At 75.3% G+C, this 21,096-nt stretch carries 20 protein-coding genes; 11 read left to right on the forward strand and 9 right to left on the reverse strand.

From position 1 onward, the window contains the following. Window positions 1-6 precede the first annotated feature (6 nt). Entirely contained in the window at window positions 7-579 is a 573-nt protein-coding gene (locus ACFYM6_RS17510; protein ID WP_357433304.1) for a DUF3000 domain-containing protein, read from the reverse strand. A gap of 191 nt (window positions 580-770) precedes the next feature. Here ACFYM6_RS17510 and ACFYM6_RS17515 point away from each other — a divergent pair, with 191 nt between their 5' ends. Genes ACFYM6_RS17515 through hemQ form a run of 3 tightly spaced genes read left to right on the forward strand, consistent with a single transcriptional unit; the run spans window position 771 to window position 4,139 of the window. After that, window positions 771-1,970, forward strand: coding sequence for a uroporphyrinogen decarboxylase (locus ACFYM6_RS17515; protein ID WP_387276592.1), 1,200 nt, complete (start codon window positions 771-773; stop codon window positions 1,968-1,970). Between the two features lie 10 nt (window positions 1,971-1,980). Beyond that, complete coding sequence (gene hemG / locus ACFYM6_RS17520; RefSeq protein WP_387276594.1) at window positions 1,981-3,441, forward strand: protoporphyrinogen oxidase; 1,461 nt, start codon at window positions 1,981-1,983, stop codon at window positions 3,439-3,441. After that, window positions 3,438-4,139: a hydrogen peroxide-dependent heme synthase gene (gene hemQ / locus ACFYM6_RS17525; RefSeq protein ID WP_387276596.1), complete on the forward strand. Its 702-nt coding sequence runs from the start codon at window positions 3,438-3,440 to the stop codon at window positions 4,137-4,139. Before hemG ends, hemQ begins: the two co-directional genes overlap by 4 nt. A 109-nt stretch (window positions 4,140-4,248) precedes the next feature. On the opposite strand, the gene ACFYM6_RS17530 is transcribed toward hemQ, so the two are convergent. Together ACFYM6_RS17530 and ACFYM6_RS17535 are read right to left on the reverse strand one after the other, a co-directional pair. Then, the gene (locus ACFYM6_RS17530) at window positions 4,249-4,698 is read right to left on the reverse strand and encodes a GNAT family N-acetyltransferase (protein WP_387276598.1); all 450 of its coding nucleotides are present in this window, start codon (window positions 4,696-4,698) and stop codon (window positions 4,249-4,251) included. Between the two features lie 151 nt (window positions 4,699-4,849). Then, window positions 4,850-5,110: a Prokaryotic metallothionein gene (locus tag ACFYM6_RS17535; RefSeq protein WP_073835399.1), complete on the reverse strand. Its 261-nt coding sequence runs from the start codon at window positions 5,108-5,110 to the stop codon at window positions 4,850-4,852. A gap of 157 nt (window positions 5,111-5,267) precedes the next feature. Between ACFYM6_RS17535 and ACFYM6_RS17540 the strand changes: the two genes are divergently transcribed. Next, complete coding sequence (locus tag ACFYM6_RS17540; protein ID WP_387276883.1) at window positions 5,268-5,543, forward strand: isoamylase early set domain-containing protein; 276 nt, start codon at window positions 5,268-5,270, stop codon at window positions 5,541-5,543. Window positions 5,544-5,583: 40 nt separating this feature from the next. Here ACFYM6_RS17540 and msrB read toward each other — a convergent pair whose 3' ends face one another. Next, window positions 5,584-5,994 (reverse strand): peptide-methionine (R)-S-oxide reductase MsrB, encoded by a 411-nt coding sequence (gene msrB / locus ACFYM6_RS17545; RefSeq protein ID WP_387276600.1) that lies wholly within the window; start codon window positions 5,992-5,994, stop codon window positions 5,584-5,586. Window positions 5,995-6,041: 47 nt separating this feature from the next. Here msrB and ligD point away from each other — a divergent pair, with 47 nt between their 5' ends. The 5 genes from ligD (at window position 6,042) to ACFYM6_RS17570 (ending at window position 15,080) form a co-directional block, all read left to right on the forward strand. Beyond that, complete coding sequence (gene ligD / locus ACFYM6_RS17550; protein ID WP_387276602.1) at window positions 6,042-7,070, forward strand: non-homologous end-joining DNA ligase; 1,029 nt, start codon at window positions 6,042-6,044, stop codon at window positions 7,068-7,070. Between the two features lie 314 nt (window positions 7,071-7,384). Further along, the gene (locus ACFYM6_RS17555) at window positions 7,385-10,564 is read left to right on the forward strand and encodes an FtsX-like permease family protein (RefSeq protein ID WP_387276604.1); all 3,180 of its coding nucleotides are present in this window, start codon (window positions 7,385-7,387) and stop codon (window positions 10,562-10,564) included. Continuing rightward, the gene (locus ACFYM6_RS17560; protein WP_387276606.1) at window positions 10,561-13,293 is read left to right on the forward strand and encodes a hypothetical protein; all 2,733 of its coding nucleotides are present in this window, start codon (window positions 10,561-10,563) and stop codon (window positions 13,291-13,293) included. The genes ACFYM6_RS17555 and ACFYM6_RS17560 overlap by 4 nt, the downstream gene beginning before the upstream one ends. Before the next feature lies 1 nt (window position 13,294). Further along, the gene (locus tag ACFYM6_RS17565; protein ID WP_387276608.1) at window positions 13,295-14,287 is read left to right on the forward strand and encodes an ABC transporter ATP-binding protein; all 993 of its coding nucleotides are present in this window, start codon (window positions 13,295-13,297) and stop codon (window positions 14,285-14,287) included. A 76-nt stretch (window positions 14,288-14,363) separates the two neighbouring features. Further along, window positions 14,364-15,080 (forward strand): ABC transporter ATP-binding protein, encoded by a 717-nt coding sequence (locus ACFYM6_RS17570; RefSeq protein WP_387276610.1) that lies wholly within the window; start codon window positions 14,364-14,366, stop codon window positions 15,078-15,080. Between the two features lie 205 nt (window positions 15,081-15,285). Here ACFYM6_RS17570 and ACFYM6_RS17575 read toward each other — a convergent pair whose 3' ends face one another. From ACFYM6_RS17575 to ACFYM6_RS17590, 4 genes are all read right to left on the reverse strand, one after another. Next, the gene (locus ACFYM6_RS17575; RefSeq protein ID WP_387276612.1) at window positions 15,286-15,834 is read right to left on the reverse strand and encodes a hypothetical protein; all 549 of its coding nucleotides are present in this window, start codon (window positions 15,832-15,834) and stop codon (window positions 15,286-15,288) included. Between the two features lie 105 nt (window positions 15,835-15,939). Further along, window positions 15,940-16,392: a GNAT family N-acetyltransferase gene (locus ACFYM6_RS17580; protein WP_387276614.1), complete on the reverse strand. Its 453-nt coding sequence runs from the start codon at window positions 16,390-16,392 to the stop codon at window positions 15,940-15,942. Window positions 16,393-16,433: 41 nt separating this feature from the next. Further along, complete coding sequence (locus tag ACFYM6_RS17585; protein WP_387276616.1) at window positions 16,434-18,044, reverse strand: alpha/beta hydrolase; 1,611 nt, start codon at window positions 18,042-18,044, stop codon at window positions 16,434-16,436. Between the two features lie 13 nt (window positions 18,045-18,057). Then, window positions 18,058-19,170, reverse strand: coding sequence for an ATP-dependent DNA ligase (locus ACFYM6_RS17590; protein ID WP_387276618.1), 1,113 nt, complete (start codon window positions 19,168-19,170; stop codon window positions 18,058-18,060). Window positions 19,171-19,306: 136 nt separating this feature from the next. On the opposite strand from ACFYM6_RS17590, the gene ACFYM6_RS17595 reads away from it, so the two are divergent. Then, window positions 19,307-19,519 (forward strand): hypothetical protein, encoded by a 213-nt coding sequence (locus ACFYM6_RS17595; RefSeq protein WP_387276620.1) that lies wholly within the window; start codon window positions 19,307-19,309, stop codon window positions 19,517-19,519. 63 nt (window positions 19,520-19,582) lie between these two features. Next, window positions 19,583-20,083 (forward strand): DUF1990 family protein, encoded by a 501-nt coding sequence (locus ACFYM6_RS17600; protein ID WP_387276622.1) that lies wholly within the window; start codon window positions 19,583-19,585, stop codon window positions 20,081-20,083. A 24-nt stretch (window positions 20,084-20,107) separates the two neighbouring features. On the opposite strand, the gene ACFYM6_RS17605 is transcribed toward ACFYM6_RS17600, so the two are convergent. Continuing rightward, window positions 20,108-21,019, reverse strand: a complete 912-nt coding sequence (locus ACFYM6_RS17605; RefSeq protein WP_387276624.1) for a DNA-3-methyladenine glycosylase family protein — start codon at window positions 21,017-21,019, stop codon at window positions 20,108-20,110. Between the last annotated feature and the right edge of the window lie 77 nt (window positions 21,020-21,096).

Raw genomic sequence — 21,096 nt, forward strand, 5'->3', positions numbered from 1 at the left:
CGCCGCTCAGGCGGCGCCGGCGGGGCGGCGGGACGGCAGGGCCGTCACCCCGGGCGGCGGCAGCCCGGCCGTCGAGGCCAGCAGGGCGCACCAGCCGAGCAGGTGCGGGGACAGGTCGACGCCGAGCGGGGTCCAGGAGGCCCGGATCTCGATGTCCCCGGCGGCGGGCGGCCCGGCCAGCTCGCCGAACCGGGTGGAGAGGGTCTGGGTGACCGTGCCGCCGATGGCCCGGTGCCGGGCGTCCTGCGCGTCCAGCGCGTCGGTCAGCCAGGTCCAGCCCACCCCCGGCAGCAGCGGGTCGCTGGCCAGGTCCACCTCCAGCTCCGCGGTCACGTACGTGACCAGCCGCAGGGTGCCCTGCCACGCCTCGTGCCCGGCCGGGTCGTGCAGCAGGATCAGCCGCCCGGTGGCCACCTCGTCGTCGTCGCGCATGACCGCGGCGGAGAGCGCGAACGCGTACGGGGCCAGGCGCTGCGGGGCGCCGACCTCCTCCAGCACGATCTCCGGGCGGGGGGTCACCGATCGCAACCCCGCGACCGCGCGGGCGAAGGTTTCCGGGAGCGCGATCGGGGGGGCCATGCGGGCAGCCTATGCCGCCGCCCGCCGGTACGGCGGGACGGCGCGCCGAGCGGCGGGCGCGATCATGCGGCGAGGAGGCCTGCCGTCCGGGGCCTTCGGGCGCCGGGGGCGTCAACCAGGGCCTTCCGTTCACGTCACAAAAGGTGACGGTGGCGGCGGGGGCCGCCCGCACGCGTGGCACGATTGCCGCGATGACCACCGACACCACGGGCACCGCCGCCCGAGACGGACAATCCCGCCGTGGCGGGCCGGCCGATTCACCCTTCGTCCGCGCCTGCCGGCGCGAGCCGGCCCCGCACACCCCGGTCTGGTTCATGCGGCAGGCCGGCCGGTCGCTGCCGGAATACCGGGAGATCCGGGCCAACGTGCCGATGCTGGAGTCGTGCCGCCGTCCGGAGCTGGTCACCGAGATCACCCTTCAGCCGGTCCGCCGGCACGGGGTCGACGCGGCGATCCTGTTCAGCGACATCGTGGTCCCGGTGGCCGCCGCCGGGATCGACCTGGACATCGTGGCCGGCACCGGGCCGGTGGTGGCCGAGCCGGTCCGCGCCGCCGCCGACGTCGAGCGGATCCGGCCGATCACCCGCGACGACGTGTCCTACGTGGACGAGGCAGTCCGGCTGCTCGTCGCCGAGCTGGGGGACACCCCGCTGATCGGTTTCGCCGGTGCCCCGTTCACCCTGGCCAGCTACCTGGTCGAGGGCGGGCCGTCGCGGACCCACGCGAAGACCAAGGCGCTGATGTACGGCGACCCGGACCTCTGGCACGCCCTGTGCGGCCGGCTGGCCGAGGTCACGCTGTCGTTCCTGCGGGTCCAGGTCGACGCCGGGGTGTCCGCGGTGCAGCTCTTCGACTCGTGGGCCGGCGCGCTGTCGGAGGCCGATTACCGCCGCTACGTGCTGCCGCACTCGACCCACGTGCTCACCGGCCTGGCCGACGACTGCTCCGGGTCGCGGCGCGGCGACAGACCGGCCTTCATTCGGTCCGGAGCGCCGTCTAGCGGCGCGGAGGCCGAATTATGGCCGCCAGCCGAGCCGGAGTGGTCGCCAGGCGTGCCCCGGATCCATTTCGGGGTGGGCACCGCCGAGCTGCTGGGCGCGATGGGCGAGGCCGGCGTCGACGTGGTCGGCGTGGACTGGCGTACCCCGCTGGACGTGGCGACCCGCCGGATCGGTCCGGACAAGGCCGTGCAGGGCAACCTCGACCCGTGCGTGCTGCTCGCCCCGTGGCCGGTGGTGGAGGCCGAGGTGCGCCGGATCCTGGACGAGGGGCGGGCCGCCCCCGGTCACGTGTTCAACCTCGGGCACGGCGTCCTGCCGGAGACGGACCCGGACGTGCTGACCCGGGTGGTCGCGCTGGTGCACGAGCTCAGCGCGCGGCCGGCCGAGTAGGGGAGAGACCATGGCGCGACCGTGGCGGGTGGCGATCGTCGGTGGCGGCGTCACCGGGCTGGCCGCCGCCGTCCGGTTGCGCGACCGCGCCCCCGCCGGCACCGAGGTCACCGTGTACGAGCAGTCCGACCTCCTCGGGGGCAAGCTGCGCACCGGCGAGCTGGCCGGGCAGCCCGTCGAGTTCGGCGCCGAGTCGTTCCTGATGCGTGACCCGGCCGGCGGGGAATCGGCCGCGGTGACCCTGGTCCGCCGGCTCGGCCTGGCCGACTCGATCGTGCACCCGACCGTCGGGCAGGCGGCGCTGGTCGTCGACGGCGGGCTGCGCCCGGTTCCCGGCGGCACGCTGGTCGGCGTACCCGGTGATCTGGAGAAGGTGGCGGCGGTGGCGCGGCCGGCGGCGGACGCCGACCGGGACGCCGGCCGGCCGTTGCTCGGCCCGGACGCCGACATGGCGGTCGGCGCGCTGGTCCGGGAGCGGTTCGGCGACGAGGTGGTGGACCGGCTGGTCGACCCGATGCTCGGCGGCGTCTACGCAGGCCGGGCCGACGGCCTTTCCCTGGTCACCACCATGCCGGCGCTGGCCCGCGCGGCCCGGGTCGAGCACACCCTGGTCGGCGCGGTCCGGGCCGCGCAGGCGGCCGCGCCGCGCACCCCCGGCGCGCCGGTCTTCGGCACCCTGGCCGGCGGGCTGAGCACCCTGGTCGAGGCGGCGGCGCGGGAGAGCGGCGCGACGATCCGCCGGGACGCGGCGGTCCGCGAGCTGCACCGGACATCGACGGGGTGGCGCCTCACCGTCGGCCCGACCCGCGAGCCTGACGACGGCTCCAGGTCGCGGCGCGGCGGCAGACGCGCCGAGCTGGAGTTGTCGGAAGTCGAGGCCGATGCCGTGCTGCTGGCCGTGCCGGCCCGCCCGGCCGCCCGGCTGCTCGCCGGCCCCGCGCCCGAGGTGGCCGCCACCGTCGGCGGGCTCGACTACGCCAGCGTCGCCCTGGTCACCCTGGCCCTGCCCGCGCCGGAGCTGCCGGAGCTCTCCGGCTTCCTGGCGCCGGCCACCGAGGGCCTGCTGATCAAGGCGGCCACGTTCTTCACCACGAAGTGGGGCCACCTGCGCCGGGCCGACGGGCTCGCCCTGCTGCGCGCCTCGGTCGGTCGGTACGGGGAGGAGACGTCGCTCCAGCTCACCGACGACCACCTGGTCGTCACCGTGCACCGGGAGCTGTCCAAGGTGCTGGGCGCCCCGCTGCCCGCCCCGGTCGCCCGGCACGTGCAGCGGTGGGGCGGGGCCCTGCCGCAGTACACCCCCGGCCACGGCGCGCGGGTGGCGGCGGTCCGAGCGGGCCTGCGCGCCGCCCACCCGACGCTGGCCCTGGCCGGGGCCGGCTACGACGGTGTCGGCATTCCGGTCTGCGTCCGCTCCGGCGAGGCGGCGGCCGAAGAGATCATCACAGCACTGGGAGGATCGGCAGCATGACCGAGCAGACCAACGCGGCCCGGCTGCGGGAGCTCAACGAGACCATCCGCTACACCATGTGGTCGGTGTACCGGGCCACCAGCCCGCTCCCGTCGCTGCGCGAGAACGTCGTCGACGAGGTCGAGTCCCTCTTCACCGAGCTGGCCGGCAAGGACGTGACCATCCGGGGCACGTACGACCTGGCCGGCCTGCGCGCCGACGCCGACCTGCTGATCTGGTGGCACTCCTCGTCCAGCGACGCGCTCCAGGACGCGTACCTGCGGTTCCGCCGGACCACGCTGGGCCGGGCGCTCACCCCGGTCTGGTCGCAGATGGCGCTGCACCGGCCGGCCGAGTTCAACAAGAGCCACATCCCGGCGTTCCTGGCCGGCGAGGAGGCCCGGGCCTACCTCTGCGTCTACCCGTTCGTCCGCTCGTACGAGTGGTACCTGCTGCCGGACGCCGAGCGGCGCGAGATGCTGGCCGAGCACGGCCGGATGGCCCGCGGCTACCCGGACGTGCGGGCCAACACGGTGGCCTCGTTCGCCCTCGGCGACTACGAGTGGATGCTCGCCTTCGAGGCCGACGAGCTGCACCGGATCGTCGACCTGATGCGGGACCTGCGGGGCTCCCGGGCCCGGCGGCATGTGCGGGAGGAGATCCCCTTCTACACCGGTCGCCGCCGGTCCATCGCCGACATCGTCACCTGCCTGGCCTGACGCTTGGTCGTCGGCGGACGCGGCAACTTCGGGGAAGGTGCCGCGTCCGCCGCGGCTGAGGCAGCACCTTCCCCGAAAGTGCCGCCTCGCGGTATCCGTCAATGTCCGCTCAGGCGGACGGCCGGCCCTCCCGCCGCATGGGGGTGTGCGGGATGCCGTCCTCCACGTACCCGGGGCCGCTGATCGCGAAGCCGTGGCCGGCGTAGAAGTCGACCAGGTGGGTCTGCGCGTCCAGCACGCACGGACCCGCGCCGACCACGGCCAGCGCCTCGGTCATCAGCCGGCCGGCCAGGCCCGCGCCGCGGGCCGCCGGCGCCACCACCACCCGGCCGATCCGTGCCACGCCGTCCGGGTCGGCCAGGATCCGCAGGTACGCCACGACCACGCCGTCCCGGGTCAGCCAGAGGTGCCGGGTGCCGGGTTCGACGTCCCGGCCGTCCAGCTCCGGGTACGGGCAGTTCTGCTCGACCACGAACACGTCGATGCGCAGCCGGAGCAGGTCGTGGAAGGTGCGGGCGGCCAACTCGGCGAAGCTGGCGACGTGCGACTCGACGGGCATCCCGCGATGGTAGGCGTGGCCAGGCGGCGCCAGATCGCCGACCTGGCGATGTCTGGGCGCGCCGGATGCCGCCACATCGCCGACCCAGGGGCTGCGCGGGGCGGATGCCGCCACATCGCCGACCCGGGGAACCGCGCGGGGCGCCTTTCGGTCAGGACGGGCGGGCGCCCACCGCGTCGCGGACCTCGGCGCCCTGGGCGCCCTCTACCGCCCGCGCGCAGTGCGCGCAGCAGAAGAAGCGGCCGTTGACCTCGACACCGTGGCCGGCGATCTTGATCTGGCAGTGCTCGCAGATCGGCGCCATCCGGTGGATGGCGCACTCGAAGGAGTCGAAGGTGTGCACCGCCCCGCTGGCCGTACGGACCTCGAACGCCCCCCAGTAGTCGTTACCGCATACCTCGCAGGTTGCCATTACAAATCCCCCCGATATGGACACGTCACCCCAGCGTCGAGCAGCCGACACACGCGGGCAACCGGAACCGGGGAATCTGGTCCGGCTCGACGGCGAGTCGCCCCCGGCGTGTCGGACGTTAGGCCCGGTGACCGCCCCGACACCCCCGGAGGACCACGTGATCAAGCGCAACAAGCTGTTCGGCACCCAGACCCGGGTCACCTTCTGCCTGCCGCGCGACACCCCGTCCGGCACGGTGAGCGTGGTCGGCTGCTTCAACGACTGGGAGCCCGGCCGGCACGAGCTGGTGCCCCGCCGGGACGGCAGTCGGACGATCACCGTCCGGCTCGGCCCCGGCGAGCACCACTTCCGCTACCTCGCCAGCGGCGGAGTCTGGCTGGACGACGAGTCCGCCGACGCGGTCGATGAGCGGGGCTCCCGCCTGCTGCTCTGACCGCCCGGCACGACCGGTGCCGGTGCCGGCGGGCGGCGCCTCAGCCCTGCTCCGGCTCCAGCCGGATCGAGACCGAGTTCACGCAGTGCCGGGTGTCCTTCGGCGTGAACCTCTCACCCTCGAAGACGTGCCCCAGGTGGCTGTCGCACCGGGCGCAGCGGATCTCCGTACGCCGCATGCCGAGGGTGTTGTCGGGGATCTCCTTCACCGCGCCGGGGATCGCGTCGTCGAAGCTCGGCCAGCCACAGTGCGAGTCGAACTTGTCCTCGCTGCGGAACAGTTCCGCCCCGCAGGCTCGGCAGTGGTAGACGCCGGGGGTTTTGGTGTCGACGTACTCGCCGGTCCACGGCCGCTCGGTGCCGTGCTCGCGGAGCACCCGGAACTCCTCGGGGCTCAGCCGGACCCGCCACTCTTCCTCAGTGGTGGGCAGTTCGCTCTCGGAAAGACTCACCGGTCAACGGTACGCCGGGCGTCGGTGGCATCGCATATGGTCGCGCAATGGGTGGCACCAAGGCCGCAGCCGAGGAGATCGAGGTCGCCGGGCACACCGTACGGCTGAGCAGCCCGGACCGAGTGATCTTCCCGCAGCGCGGCTTCACCAAGGCGGACGTCTTCCACTACTACCTGTCGGTCGGCGAGGGGATCATGCGCGCCCTGCGCGACCGGCCGACCACGTTGCAGCGCTTCCCCGAGGGCATCGAGGGGGAGATGTTCTTCCAGAAGCGGGTGCCGACCCGGGGCGTACCCCCGTGGATCCGGACCGCGGAGATCAGCTTCCCCAGCGGCCGGAAGGCCGCGGAGCTCTGCCCGGCCGACCTGGCCCACGTGGCCTGGGCGGCGCAGATGGGCACGGTGGTCTTCCACGCGTGGCCGGTCCGCGCCGCCGACGTCGACCGCCCCGACGAGCTGCGGATCGACCTGGACCCGCAGCCCGGCACCGACTTCGCCGACGCGGTCACCGCGGCCGGCGAGCTGCGGGCGCTGCTGGACGAGCTGGGCGTGGCCGGCTGGCCGAAGACGTCCGGCGGCCGGGGCGTGCACGTCTACCTGCGGATCCAGCCGCGTTGGACGTTCGTCGAGGTGCGCCGGGCCACCATCGCGCTGGCCCGGGAGCTGGAACGCCGCCGTCCGGAGCTGGTCACCACCGCCTGGTGGAAAGAGGAGCGCGGCAGCCGGGTCTTCGTGGACTTCAACCAGATGGCCCGGGACCGGACCATCGCCTGCGCGTACTCGCTGCGGGCCAACGCGCGGGCCACCGTCTCCACCCCGGTCGACTGGGACGAGCTGACCCAGGTGGACCCGGACGACTTCGACCTGCGCAGCGTGCCCGCCCGGCTGGCCGAGCGGGGTGACCCGCAAGCCGGCATCGACGACGCCCCGTGGGACATCAGCCCGCTGCTGGAGTGGGCCGAGCGGGACGCCGCCGCCGGGCAGGGCGACCTGCCGTACCCGCCGGAATACCCGAAGATGCCGGGCGAGCCGAAACGGGTGCAGCCCTCCAAGGACCGCGACCGCAAGACCACCTGACGATCAGCGGACGGTCGGCAGCAGACTCCGTCTGAGTCAGTCGATCGGCCGGGCGTTGTCCCTGGCGGCGATGCCGGGTCAGGTACCCGTGTTCAGGTCCTCCGGAGCTGATGGCGTAAACGATTCACCGCCGATCCGGCGTTGACTCGCCTGTGCTGTCAGCTCCAGAGGCCGTGCAGACCTGCCCGTTGGCCCGTCGGTTCGTGGCCCGCTGAGGCGGCTGGTAACGATCATGTAACGGGCGCGAACCTTTCCCGCCCCCCGACCGGTCTTCCTTTTCATCGGCCCGACCGGGGGCCAGGGGAGGGCGTCGGATGAAGTTGGTGTGGAGGCGGGCCGTCGAGGCGCGCGGGCTGCTGCTCGCCGCCGCCGTGGCGGCCCTGGTCGCGGTGGCACTGGTCACCGGGCTCTCCGACTACAACCGGCGGGCCGTCGACGCCGGAGCGCGGGTGGTGCTCGACGCCGCCCCGGCCGAGGAGCGCAGCCTGCTGGTCAGCGGCTCCGGCGGACCGGACGCGGCCGCGTACGCCGAACGGGACCGGGCGGTCCGCGCCCAGTTCGCCGCCGGCCTGGGCGAGGTGCCGGTCACCGTCGCCGCCGCCCGCTACGGCACCGGGCGCGAGCTGACCGGGGACCTCGGCGCCGCCCGGACCGGCGACGACGCGGTCTTCGCCAACCTCGGCACCCTCGACAACCTGGCCGCGCACGCCCAACTCACCGCCGGGTCGTGGCCGACGCCCGGGGCGAACCCGCTGCAGGTGACGCTGCCCGAGAAGGTCGCCGGCCAGCTCGGGCTGCGCACCGGCGATCGGGTGCCGCTCTACGACCGCAGCACCGAGCGGGCCGGCGCGGTCGTGGTCGCCGGAATCTGGCGGCCCCGTGACCCGACCGAGGCGTACTGGCGGCTGGCTCCCGGAGTGGGCGAGGGTGACCCGGGTGCGGTCACCTCGTACGGGCCGTTCGCGCTGGACCCGGCCGACTTCGCCCGTACCTTCCCCGGCTCGGTGTCCGCGTCCTGGCTCGTGCAGCCGGACCTCGCGGTGGTCGAGCCGAGCCGGCTGGTCTCGGTCAAGACCGCCGTCGCCACCATCTCGGCGAAGATCCCCGACGCCACCGGCCTCGGCTCGTCCGCGCAGGCCGTCAGCAAGCTGGACCAGCTGATCGACCGGCTCGGCCGAGCCGACCTGGTGGGCCGGTCCGCCCTGCTCACCCCGCTGTTGCTGATCGTGGTGCTCGGCGGGTACGCGCTGGTGCTGGTCGCCGCGCTGCTCAACGAGGACCGGCGGGCGCAGACTGCACTGCTGCGCGCCCGGGGCGCCGCCCGCGGCCAGCTCGCCGGCCTCGCCGTGCGGGAGGCGACCCTGGTGGTGGCGCCGGCCATGCTGCTCGCCCCGCCGCTGACCGGGCAGGCCGTGCAGCGGCTCGGCGCCGACCTGCGGCTGGCCGACGGCGGCCTCGCCCAGGTCTGGCTGGTCGCGGTCGCTGCCGCGATCGGCTGCCTGCTCGCCATGGTGATGCCCGCGCTGCGGCGGGCCGGCACCTACGTCGCCGACATGGCGGCCCGGTCCCGCCCGACCCGCGGCGCGGCGGTGCAGCGCGCCAGCGTCGACCTGGCCCTCGTCGTGCTCGCCGTGCTCGCCTGGACCCAGCTCCGGCAGTACTCCTCGCCGCTGGCCGGGGCCGGCGGGCGGCTCGGCATCGACCCGCTGCTCGCCGCCGCGCCCACCATCGGGGTGCTGGCCGGCGCGGTCGTCGCGTTGCGGCTGCTGCCGCCGGCGACCCGGGTCGCCGAGCGGTTCGTCGACCGGCGGCCGTGGACGGCCACCGTGTTCGGCATGTGGCAGGCCGGCCGCCGGCCGCACGCCGGGCCGGTGCTGCTGCTCGCTCTCGCCGTCGGCGGCAGCACGCTCGCCTGGTCGTTGGTCGCCTCCTGGGAGCGGTCGCAGCAGGACCAGGCCCGGCACACCGTCGGCACCGACCTGCGGCTGGTCGAGCGGAGCGGGAGCGCCCCGGCCGACCGGGCGGGCCGGCTGGCCGCGGTGCCCGGGCTGGACCGGGTGCTGCCGGCGTGGCGCGACGACGTGCGGCTCGGCCGCGACAACCGGGAGGCGACCGTGGTGAGCCTGGACGCCGCCGCCGCGACCGGCATGATCCGGCTCGACGACGCCGCCGGTGGGGCGTCCGGTGACGAGCTGCTCGACCGGCTGTCCCGCAAGCGGGTCGCGCCCGCCGGGATCGCCCTTCAGGCCGATGCGCGGACGCTCTCCGGCACCGTTCGCACCCCCGTCGAGACGCGGTTCGAGCAGCCGCGGGTGTCCGTGGCCGCGCTGCTCGTCACCGACTCCGGTACGGCCTGGCGGCTGCCGCTGGCGGTCGGCCAGGGCGACGGCCGGCCGGTGTCCTTCTCCGTGCCGCTGCCCGAGACCGGCGGCGCCCCGCTGCGGCTGGCCGGGTTCGAGGCCGACGGCGGCGAGGCGGTCGGCGAGAGCTACCGACTGCGGATCAACGGGCTCCGGCTCACCGATTCCGCCGGCGGCAGCCGGCCACTGGCCCTCGACGGCGAGTGGCGGATCAGCGGCGAGGAGGGAGCGCGATCGGCGGCCCAGGCCGGCGGGGACTCCGTCGACGCCACCCGCGGTTTCGTAGTGCCCGAGGGTATGCGGGAATTCATCAGCGCGCCGTCGGCCCGGATCGCCGTGGTGCCCGTCGGGGAGGACCCGCCGGTGCCGGCGCTGGTCACGTCCGGCGCAGCCGCGGCGCTGAACGTCCGAACCGGCGACACCATCAACCTGTCGCTGTCCGGGGTCTCCCTGCCGGTGACGGTGGTCGGGCAGGTCAAGGCCGTCCCCGGCACCGCTGGTGACGGGGTGCTGCTGGACCTGCCCGCCGCCACCAACCTGCTGCTACGCCAGCAGGGCACGGTCCGGTCGACGGCCGAGTGGTGGCTGCGCACCGACGACAGCGGTCACGCCGCTGCGGCGGAGGCCCTCGCCGCGCTGCCCGGGACCACCCTGCTCGACCGGCGCCAGGTGGCGGCGGAGGCAGCCCGGGACCCGTACTGGCGGGGCGCCCGGGTCGGGCTGCTGGCCGCCGCGCTCGGGTCGGCGCTGCTCGCCCTGGTCGGTCTCGCCGTGGACGTCTGGGCCACCACCCGGCACCGGCTGACCGAGTTCGCCGTGCTGCACACGCTGGGCGCGAACGCCCGGCTGCTGGCCCGAGCACTCCTCGCCGAGCAGGCCTTCCTGGCCGGCATCGGGGTCGGTGTCGGGCTGCTGGTCGGGGCCGGGGTCGCGGCCACCATGGTGCCGCTGGTGATCCTCACCCCGGCCGCCGGCCGGCCGGTGCCGGAGGCGGTCTTCACGGTGCCCTGGACGCCGATCGGCCTGACCGCGGCCGGGCTGCTGCTCGCCGCGCTGGCCTTCGCCGCGGTCATCACCACCGGCATCCGCCAGCGGGTGGCCGCCGTGCAGCTGCGGATCGGGGGAGACCGATGAGCCTGTTCAGGGTGGCCCGGCGGGTCCGGGCGTACGGGGGACATTTCCTCCTCCTCGCGGTGCTGACCCTGGCCACCGCCCTGCTGATCACGGCGGTGCCGCGGGTGGCCGATCGGCTCACCGGGCAGGGGCTGCGGGAGCACGTGGCGGCCCAGCCGGTGGCTCACCGGGACCTGAACTACACGACGGAGCCGGCGCTGATCCGCTCCGGGAGCCGGGAGCTGCTGGCCAGCCGCGCGGCCGAGCTGGACACGTTCCAGCAGCGGATGCCACCCGCCGTGCAGCAGGTGATCGGCGAGCGGTGGTTCGCCGCGCAGACCTCGTTCGCCCGGCTCAAGGGGCCGGAGTTGACCGCCGACAAGGGGCTGATCGATCTCAGCGTGCGGACGGTGACCGGAGTCGAGGATGCGGCGGCCCTGGTCGAGGGCCGGTGGCCCGGCACGGGTCGGCCCGCCGACCGCTCCGTCGAGCTGGCTCTCGCCGACTCGGTCGCCGGTCGGCTCGGGCTGCGTGCCGGTAGCCGGCTCACCCTGTCCATCCTGGATGCCGACGGCAACGCGACGGCGCGCGCGAAGATCAACGTGGTCGGCCTGTTCCGGCCGGCCGACGGGCGCAGCGGGATCTGGGACGCGCTTCCCTCGTTGCTGCGGCTCGGTGAGCCCGAGGGCGACGGAGAACCGTTCCTGATGGTCGGGGTGACCGCCGACCAGGGCCTGGCCGCGTTGGCCGACGCCGGCTGGCCGGTCAGCTTCGGCTGGCGCTACCGGGTCTCGCCGGACCGCATCGCCCCGGCCCGGCTCGACGCGCTGATCGAAGGGCTGAGCAGCCTCGACCGGACCCCCAAGCCGACCGGGCTCAGCTTCTCCCAAGGGGTCGACATCCCGTTGCGGCAGTTCGCCGACTCGCTCGCCTCCGCCCGTACGCTGCTCGCGATCATCGCGGCCGGGCTGCTCGCCACTCTGGCCGGCCTGACCCTGCTCGCCGCCCGCCTGGCGGCGCGCCGGCGCCGGTCCGAGTACGTGCTGCTGCGCGCCCGGGGCGGCTCGACCGGGGCGGTGCTCCGCCGCGGGCTCGCCGAGTCGGTGCTCGTGCTGCCGGCCGCGGCCGGCTTCGGTTGGCTGCTCGGCGGCCTGCTGCCCGGCGAGGGCACCGAGCTGCGCTGGGTGCTGCTCGTCGCGGTGCTGGTCACCCTGGTCCCGCCGGTCGCCGCGCTCACCGCCGCACGCGGTGGCGCCGGCCGGGCCGATCTGATCAGCACCCGGTCCACCACCTTCCGGCTCACCGTCGAGGTGACCGTGCTCGGCATCGCCGTGCTCGGGGCGTTCCTGCTGCGCCGCCGGGGCCTGGCCCTCGACGGGTCGGTGGACCCGCTGCTGGTCTCCGTGCCGGTGCTGCTGGCGGTGGCCGCGGCACTGGTCGCGCTGCGCGCGTACCCGTGGCCGCTGCGGCTGCTCAGCCGGCTCGCCGCCCGGGCGCGGGGCAGCGTGGCGTTCCTCGGCACCGCCCGCGCCGGCCGGGCCGCCACCACCGGCCCGCTCGTCGTGGTCGTCCTCGCCGTCGCCACCGCCGCGTTCTGCGGGGTGGTGGCGGCCGGCATCGAGGCCGGCCGGGACCGGGCCGCCGTCCGGGCCGTCCCCGGGGACGTCCTGGTCAACGGGGAACGGTTCGCCCCGGACACCACCGAGGCGCTGGCCGCGCTGCCCGGCGCCCAAGCGGTGGCCCCGCTGCTGGTCGAGCCCAACGTGCGCCCGTACGCCGACCAGGCCGGCCGGTTCGGCGGGGTCGGCGACACCCGGGTGCTGCTGGTCGACGGCGCCCGTTTCGCCGAGGTGGCCCGCCGCGCGGGCGTACCGGTGACCGTCCCCGACGCGCTGCGCGCCACCGGCGACGGCACCACGCCGCTGCCGGCGCTGGTCTCCCCGGCGCTCGCCGAGGAGTTCACCGAGGCCGGGCTCGCCGACCCGCAGGGCCGCCGACCCGCCTGGCTGGACGTGCAGGGCAACCGGCTGCCGGTGCGCACCGCCGCCACCGTCACCGAGTTCCCGCTGATCGACCGGGACGTGGACCGGTTCGTGGTGCTGCCCTGGCCGGCGCTGCCCGCGAACGCCCCGCATCCGCTCGTACCCACGGGTTTCGTGCTGGCCGGGGAGCGGGTGGAACAGGCCGCGGTGGCCCGGGTGGTCAACGAGGGGCAGCAGCGCTACCAGCGCACCGGGGCGGTCACCGCCGGGGAGCGGCCCCGCCAGCCGGAGCTGCGGGTCCGGTCGGCGGTCCGCGCTGAACTGGGCGGCAGCGGGGTGAACGGCCTGCTGGTCTTCGGCTTCACCATGGGCGCGGCCGGCGGCGGCGCGCTGGGCCTGCTCGCGCTCGCGTTCGCGGTCCTCGCCGGGGCGCGGGGGCGGGGGCAGGTGCTGTCCCGGCTGCGCACCATGGGCCTGTCCCGCCGGCAGTGGCGCGGGCTGCTGCTGGTCGAGCTGACCCCGCTGGTGCTGGTGTCGGTGCTCACCGGCGCGGTGGTCGGGGCGCTGCTGCCGATGCTGCTCACCCCGGTGCTTGGCCTGCCCGCGTTCACCGGCGGCGTCGCCGTGCGGGCGAGTTTCGAACCCGGCCTGGTGGCCGGTGTGCTGGGCCTCGCCGCGCTGGCCCTCGGCTTCGCGATCGCCGTCGAGGCCCTGAACAACCGCCGGATGCGCCTCGGCGAGGTGCTCCGGCTCGGAGAGGAGAGCTGAGATGACAGCGACCGCCGAGGCGTCCGCCGTGCCGGACCTGGCCGCCCTCCAGCAGCGCGCCGCGCAGCGCGCCGCCGAACGGGCCGGCGGGCGGGACCGGTTGCGCGGGCACATCGTCTGCGACGGCCTGGTCCGCATCTTCAAGACCGAGGGGGTGGAGGTGGTCGCCCTCCAGGGTCTCGACCTGGTCATCGACCGGGGCGAGCTGGTGGCGATCGTGGGGGCCTCCGGCTCCGGCAAGTCGACGCTGCTGAACATCCTTTCCGGGCTGGACACGCCCACCGCCGGCATCGCCCGGGTCGCCGAGTACGACCTGCTCGCCCTGTCGAACCGGCGCCGGCTCGCCTACCGCCGGCAGCTGGTCGGCTTCGTCTGGCAGCAGACCGGGCGGAACCTGCTGCCGTACCTGACCGCGCTGGAGAACGTGGAGCTGCCGATGCGGCTGGCCGGCGGGCGCAGCCGGCGGGCCCGGCGGGAACGGGCCCGCGAGCTGCTCGACCTGGTCGGCGTCGGCTACTGCGCGGACCGGAAGCCCGGCCAGATGAGCGGCGGCGAGCAGCAGCGCTGCGCGGTCGCCGTGTCGGTGGCCAACGACCCGGAGGTGCTCTTCGCCGACGAGCCGACCGGTGAGCTGGACGAGGCGACCGGGGCCGAGGTCTTCGCCGCGCTGCGGACCATCAACGCCGAGCTGGGCGTCACCATCGTGGTGGTCACCCATGACCACGCCGTGGCCAGCCAGGTCCGCCGGACCGTCGCGATCCGCGACGGCCGCACCTCCTCCGAGGTACGCCGCACCGCCCGCGTCGCGGCCGACGGCAGCACCGAGCTGGTCAGCGAGGAGTACGCGGTGCTTGACCGGACCGGCCGGATGCAGCTCCCGGCGTCCTTCGTGGACGCGCTGTCGCTGCGCGACCGGGTCCGGCTCAATCTGGAATCCGACCACGTCGAGGTGCGGCCCGGCGACCGGGCGCACGCCGAGAAGGAGCAGGCATGAGCGAGCGTCAGCGAGCGGATCATCAGTGCGGCGTTGTGGTGCCTCATGCCGACGCCGAGCGGAGCGAGGTGGCGGCATGAGCGAGTCGACTTTGGCGCCGGCCCGCGTCGTCACCACCGACGAGGTGGTCCGGGTCGAGGCGCTGAGCCGCACCTTCGGGCGGGGCGAGCATGCGGTGCACGCCGTGCGGGACGTGTCCTTCTCCGCCGGCCGGGGCGAGCTGGTCGCGATGCGGGGTCGCTCCGGTGCCGGCAAGACCACCCTGCTCAACTTGGTCGGCGGCCTGGACCGGCCGGACAGCGGGCGGGTCCGGGTGGCCGGGCACGACGTGACCGGTGCGAGCGAGCGGGAGCTGCTCGCGCTGCGTCGGGGCACCGTCGGCTTCGTCTTCCAGACCTTCGGGCTGGTGCCGATCCTGTCGGCGGCCGAGAACGTCGGGGTGCCGCTGCGGCTGGCCAAGGTGCCGGCCGCGGAGCGGGAGCAGCGGGTGGCGGTGCTGCTGGAGCTGGTCGGGCTGGGCGGGCACGCCGCGCAGCGCCCGTACGAGCTGTCCGGCGGGCAGCAGCAGCGGGTGGCGGTGGCCCGCGCCCTGGCGAACGAGCCGGACCTGCTCATCGCCGACGAGCCGACCGGCCAGCTCGACTCGGAGACCGGGCGGTCCATCATGGACCTGCTCCGGGCCGTGGTGCACGCCCGGGGCATGACCGCCCTGGTCGCCACCCACGACCCGGCGCTGATCGAGATGGCCGACCGCACCCTCACCCTCCGCGACGGCCGCCTGGTCACCGACTGACCGCCGGCGGCGGGGCCGCGGGAGTGACCGACGGGGCCGGGCCCGCTCTGCGGCTGCGCGAGAAGGCGGTATCTCACCGCCGACCAGCGGTTCAGCCGCGATCCCAGCGGGCGGTCCGGCTTCGGGCCCGCTGGCGACACCGCCGGTCGGGGAGGCGCGGCGTGGGCGACCAGGGCGAGCCCGCCCGCCACCGCCGGGCAACCGGTCAGTCGCGACAGCGGCGGCGCTGGTAGGACAGGGTGACCGCGAGCAGGAGGGGGCCCCAGAGGAGCAGCGGGACGTAGCAGGCCACCAGCAGCGCGAAGCCGGCCGGCGAGAAGCCCAGGCCATCGCCCTCGACGACGAGGTCCCGAACGATGATGCCCCAGGCCGCGTACGCCCAGACGAGGGTGATCCCGATGGCGCCGGCGGTGGCGGCGGTGACCGCGAACGACGGCGGCACCCGACGCCCGCCCAGCAGCGGCAGCCACCGGGGGAACACCTCGCCCCACGGGCGGACCAGGCCGAGCGCGAGCAGCGCCAGCGCCTCGGAGAACACGGTCAGCGAGACGACGTAGACGCTCTCCCCGCCGTGCGTGCGGACCGGCGCGCCGTGCTCGTACGCGCCGATCGGCACCCCGGCGACCAGGGCGAGCCGCCAGAGCCCGGACGGCAGGACGACCAGCGGGATCAGGTGGGCGGCGCGGACCGCCCAGGCGGGTGCGGGCCGGCCGTCGCGCGGGTGGGCGGCGGCCGGTGCGGTGGCGGTGGACATGTGACTCCCGTTCGTCGGCTGCCCGCCCAGCCTGCCCGTGCCGGCCGCCGGCGATCATCCCGCGCGGCGGGGAGTCGGCTCCCTCCGGTGGGGGAGCCGCCGGGGTCAGAGCGCCAGCTTCATCCCCTCGTGGCTGGCCACGAAGCCGAGGTTGCGGTAGAAGCGGTGCGCGTCGGCGCGGGTCTTGTCGGTGGTGAGCTGCACCAGCGCGCAGCCCCGCGCCCGGGCCTGGTCGATGGCCCAGGTCATCATCTGCCGCCCCAACCCCCGGCCGCGCAGGTCGGAGCGGACCCGCACCGACTCGATCAGCGACCGCTCGGCGCCGTGCCGGCCCAGCCCCGGGATGTACGTGATCTGCATGCAGCCGACCAGCTCGCCGCCGGCGTCCGCGACCACCAGGTGGTTGCGCGGGTCGGCGGCGATGTCGGCGAACGCCTGCTCGTACGCGTCGTCGACCTCGGTGAAGTCGCGGGCCTTGCCCAGCACGTCGTCGGCGAGGAGGGCGATGATGGCCGGCAGGTCCGCGCGGACCGCCTCCCGGAAGATCGCGTCGGTCATGCCGGCAGCGTGACACAGCGACAGCCGGCGATGGGCGGTGGTCAGCGCGCCGGGCAGCGCAGCCCCGCCCGGGGCGCGGTCAGCGAGATCAGGTACGCGTCGACGGCGGCCGTGATGCAGGCGGTCTGCGGGTAGGCCGTGTGCCCCTCGCCCTCCCAGGTGAGCACCTGCCCGACGCCCAGCATCGAGGCCAGCGCGGCGGTCTGCTCGTATGGGGTGGCCGGGTCGCCGGTGGTGCCGACCACCACGATCGGCGGGGCGCCGGCCGCCTTCCCGGTCGGGTACGGATCCCGCCCCCCGGGCCACTCCACGCAGCCGAACATGCCCACCGCCAGGGCCGGACCGAACAGCGGGTACTTCGCCCGCCACTGGGACTGGAGCTGGCGGATCTGCTGCGGGCTCGGCTTCTCGGTCTCGTCCGCGCAGTTGACCGCCATGTTGGCGTCGAACAGGTTCGAGTAGTGCCCGTCGTCGCCGCGGCCGGCGTACGCGTCGGCCAGCTTGAACACCCCGGTCGGGTCGCCGCCCTGCAACGCGTCGATCGCCCGGGCCAGTTCCTGCCAGCCCGCCTCGGTGTAGAGGGAGGAGATGACCGCGTAGAACACCCAGCCCGCGGTGGCCTCCCGGCCGTCTCGGCTGCGGACTGGGGAGACCTTGGCCTTGTCGATGGCGCTGGTGACGGCGCCCCGGGCGTCCGGCGCGATCGGGCAGCGGCCGGCGTTGTCCGCGCACCAGCGGGCGAAGTTGTCGAAGGCCCGCTCGAAGCCCTTCGCCTGGCTCTCCGACCCGGCGATGAGCTTCTGCTGCGGGTCCACCGCGCCGTCGAGCACCAGCGCCCGCACCCGCTTGGGGTAGAGCTGGGCGTACACGGCGCCGAGCAGGGTGCCGTACGAGTAGCCGAGGTAGGTGAGCTTCTCGTCGCCGACCGCCGCGCGCACCGCGTCCATGTCCCGGGCGGCCTGCTCGGTGCCGTAGAGCGGGAGCTGGTCGCCGTACTTCGTGCCGCAGCCGGTGCCGATCCGCCGGTTGAGCGCGGCCAACCCGTCGAACGACGCCTGGCTCTGCGGGTCGGGGTCGTAGCCGAAGCTGGCGTCCAGGTCGGCGTCGGAGATGCACTTGACCGGGCTGGACCGGGACACGCCGCGCGGGTCGAACCCGACGATGTCGAAGCGGTCGGTCACCGCGGCCGGCAGCCCGCCGAACGCCGGGCCGAAGGAGAGGTAGACGGCGGTGTCCACGCCGGAGGCGCCGGGACCGCCGGGGTTGACCACCAGCGAGCCGATCCGGTCGTGCTGCTTGTTCGATCGGATCCGGATCAGCGAGATCTCGAAGGTCTCGCCGGCCCCGGGCCCGGCCGTCGCGCCGGTGGCGGCGCCGTTGCCCCAGTTCCGGGGCACGGCGATCCGGGCACACTCGTAGCGCATGCCCGGTGCGCCCCGGCCGACCAGCTCGTCGGGGACCTCCGGGCAGGCGCGCCAGGTCGGGGCGGTGCCCGGGGCGGCCGCCGGGCCCTGGCTCTCGGTGCGCGGGGCGAGGGCCGGCAGGGTACAGCCGGCGGTGAGCACCACCGCGGCGGCGAACCCGGCCAGGCCGGGTCGGACCCGGCGGATTCGGTCGGAGAAGCGGGTCACGTGGCAGCCTTCCGTGATCATGTCAACGGCCAGGCTACGCCCGACCGGACGCGCTGCCGATGGTCGCCGCCGGATCCCCGCGCAGCACCTGGTCGACGTCGTAGCGGATCGGGCGCTCCAGCTGGTCGTAGCGGCAGGAGCGGGGATCACGGTCGGGGCGCCAGCGGACGAACTGGGCGGTGTGCCGCAGCCGGTCACCCTCCATCGCGTCGTAGCCGACCTCGGCCACCAGCTCCGGGCGCAGCGGCTCCCACTCCAGGTTCTTGGTGCCGGTCCACCGGCTCACCCCGCCGGGGATGCGCTGGCCCCGCTCGTGGTCGCCGTGCACCCACGGGTGGTCGCCGTCGACGTCGCGGTAGGGCTCCAGCTCGTCCAGCAGCTCCTTGCGCCGGGCCGCGGTGAACGACGAGCTGACCCCGATGTGGTGCAGCACGCCGGCGTCGTCGTAGAGGCCGAGCAGCAGCGAGCCGACCACCGGGCCGGACTTGTGCCAGCGGAAGCCGGCCACCACCACGTCGGCGGTGCGGGCGTGCTTGACCTTGAACATCAGCCGTTTGCCCGGCTCGTACGGCAGGTCGGCCGGCTTGACGATGAGCCCGTCCAGCCCGGCCCCCTCGAACACGTCGAACCAGCGCCGGGCCGTCTCCGGGTCGGTGGTGATCTGGGTGACGTGCACCGGCGGGCGGACCTTGGCCAGGGCCTGCTCCAGCCGGGCCCGCCGCTCCGGGTAGGGCCGGTCGGTGAACCGCTCGTCGTCGAGGGCGAGCAGGTCGAACGCGACGAAGTCGGCCGGGATGGTCTCGGCGAGCAGCTTCACCCGGGAGGCGGCCGGGTGGATCCGCTGGGCGAGCAGCTCGAAGTCGAGCCGGGGCTGGCCGCTCGGGCCGTCGCGGCGGATCACGATCAGCTCGCCGTCGACCGCGCACCGGGGCGGGAGCTGGCGCCGTGCCTGCTCGACCACCTCCGGGAAGTAGCGGGTCATCGTCTTGCCGCCCCGGCTGGCCAGCTCGACCTCGTCGCCGTCGCGGAAGATGATGCAGCGGAAGCCGTCCCATTTCGGCTCGTACGTCATGCCGGGGGCGGTGGGCAGTTGGGGCACGCTCTTGGCCAGCATCGGCTCGACCGGCGGATTGATCGGCAGGTCCACGGCGACCAGTCAATCAGACGCCACCGACAGTGGTGAGGCAGATCACCGGTGGCGTCGGGCGGCGTGTCCCCGGACGGGCCGGTTCGTCACCCCCGACCGGATGGTGAAACCGCAGGTCAGGGCTACCGTTCGCCGCGTGCCGGAGTGGATCTGCGGATGCTGTGGACGCTGGCGGGTCAGTTTGGAACTGATCCGCGGGCGGTACCGCTACCGGCTGGTGCACCGCTACCGCCCGGACCAGGGGGGCGGCGCCAACGTCATCGGCGAGGTCGTCTCGGTGGCGGAGTTGGAGGAGCTGCTCCGCCGGTACGCCCCGGTGAGCCTGGCCGACCTCCACGAGGCCGCGTAGCCGCCCGCCCGCCCGGGTGCGGGCCGTAGGCTGGCGCTGTCCCTGCGCGAGGAGGTGGCCGCCGTGCCGGAACTGACGTACCCCGAGGTGGGGGCGACCCGCGAGGGCGCGCTGCCGGCCGGCTACCACCACCTGCGCCACCGGGTCCGGCTGCCGGACGGCGGCTTTCCCACCGCCGCCGAGGCGGTGCTCGACTGGCGGCTGCACCGGGCCGCCGGGGTGGTGATGCGCACCGCCGCGCCACGCGCCGCCGCGGGCGTGCGGGTCACCCCGGGGCTCGGCGTCGGCCCGCTGCGGATCTGGGGCCCGACGGAGGTGGTCTGGACGGTGGACGAGCCGGACCGGGCTGGTTTCGGCTACGGCACCCTGCCCGGGCATCCCGAGATCGGCGAGGAGGCGTTCGTGGTCACCCGGGCGGCCGACGGGGTCTGGTTCGAGGTGACCACGTTCAGCCGCCCGGCCCGCTGGTACCTCCGCGCCGCCGGTCCGCTCGCACGTGCCTTCCAGCACGGCTACGCCTGGTGGCTCGGTCGCACCCTGCGCCGGCTCTGCGCCCGGGGCTGACCCGCGCCCCGACCGGCGGAGCGGTCAGTAGCCGGCGAAGGAACGGATGGGGGCGCGGGGGCCGTACCTCGGCGCCTGGATGCCGGCCGCCTCCAGCAGCAGGCAGACCCGCCCCCGGTGGCCGCGGAACGGCTCCAGCAGCGCCAGCATCCGGGCGTCGTTCCCGCGCGGCTCCCCGGCGAGGGCCCAGGCCACGGTGTTCGGGATGTGGTAGTCGCCGACGCTGACCGCGTCCGGGTCGCCGTACGCGATCCGGACCACCTCGGCGGCGGTCCACGGGCCGATCCCGGGGATCGCGGTGAGCCGGCGGGTGGCCTCGACGGTGTCGGCGCACTGCTCCAGCCGTTCGGCGGCGGCGGCCGCGCGGCGCAGCGTGTCGGCCCGCCGCTGCTCCACCCCGAACGGGTGGAAGACCCAGTACGGGGTGGCCGCCACCACTGCCGCCTGCGGCGGCAGGAGCAGCGACATCGGTCCCGGCGCCGGCTCCCGGAAGTGCCGGACCGTCGCCGCGTACGCCCGGTACGCCTCCTTGCCGGTGACCTTCTGCTCCAGCACCGCCCGCAGCAGGCGGGGGAAGACCTGGCCGGTGGCCGGCATCCGCAGCCCGTGGTGCTCGCGGGCCAGCCGGGCCACCACCGGGTGCCCGGCGGCGAGGTCGGCGAACCCGGCCAGGTCGTCCCGGAGCCCGGCGATCGCGTCGGCCCGCTCGACGACCCAGTCCGCTCCCGGCCCGTACCCCTCGGCGACCAGCTCGTCCCCGGCGGGGCGCAGCGCGAGCGTGGCCGGCCCGGCCGGGGTGCGGGTGGCCCACCAGAAGGCGCCGCCGGCGACCCGCGCGCACGGGTCGTACGGGCTGAAGGTGAGCGACCGGACCGACCTGGCCAGCCGGTAGCCGGCCGGGGGGCGCAGCGTCCGGTGGGCGGCGGGGGAGGTCACCCGGTCACTCTGCCACGCGGACCATCAGCCGGCCCCCACGGGCATGGCCGCCGGGATGATACGGAGCGGTCCGCCGG

Origin of the sequence: Micromonospora sp. NPDC006431 (assembly GCF_042870725.1) — a bacterium.
Classification (GTDB): Bacteria; Actinomycetota; Actinomycetes; order Mycobacteriales; family Micromonosporaceae; genus Micromonospora.